At 51.8% G+C, this 529-nt stretch carries 2 protein-coding genes; one reads left to right on the forward strand and one right to left on the reverse strand.

The window, feature by feature from the left end:
- Window positions 1-262, reverse strand: a 262-nt coding sequence (locus L2I46_RS29330; protein WP_017901465.1) for a recombinase family protein, incomplete at its 3' end; no start/stop codon positions are given.
- Between the two features lie 134 nt (window positions 263-396).
- Here L2I46_RS29330 and L2I46_RS29870 point away from each other — a divergent pair.
- A partial coding sequence (locus L2I46_RS29870) for a DUF4158 domain-containing protein (protein ID WP_442910097.1) occupies window positions 397-529 on the forward strand: 133 nt, incomplete at its 3' end.

Here is a 529-nt window from a genome sequence, read left to right on the forward strand (position 1 = left end):
CCCTCGCGGTCAGGTCGTGCACTGTATTAATGAGATGACGAAGATCACGACCGAGGCGGTCCAGCTTCCATACGACCAGCGTGTCTCCGGGTCGTAGTGCTTTCAGACAGGCTGTAAGTCCAGGACGCTCTTCTCGTTTGCCCGATGCCCGGTCCTCATAAAAATGTGCGGCATCAACACCTGCGGCGATCAGTGCATCACGTTGTAAATCATTCGTCTGCGAACCATCCGCTTTTGACATCCGAATATATCCGATGAACATATTTCCTCTGTCACATATACGTTGGTTTGAGGCGGCGCTTCGGCCACGATTGCATTGACCTCTGGAAATGTATCTCAACCAGCTTCATAAACAAAGCGTCTTGAACGCTATCAGATTTTGAAAAAGGAACATGTATGCCGCGTCGCGTCACTCTAACCGATCGGCAGAAAGACGCGCTGTTGCGCTTGCCGACTTCACAGACGGATTTGCTCAAGCACTATACGCTGAGTGATGAAGACCTTGGGCATATCAGGCTGCGTCGGCGCG

Source organism: Klebsiella sp. 2019SCSN059 (assembly GCF_021739525.1).
Taxonomy (GTDB): Bacteria; Pseudomonadota; Gammaproteobacteria; order Enterobacterales; family Enterobacteriaceae; genus Klebsiella; species Klebsiella quasipneumoniae.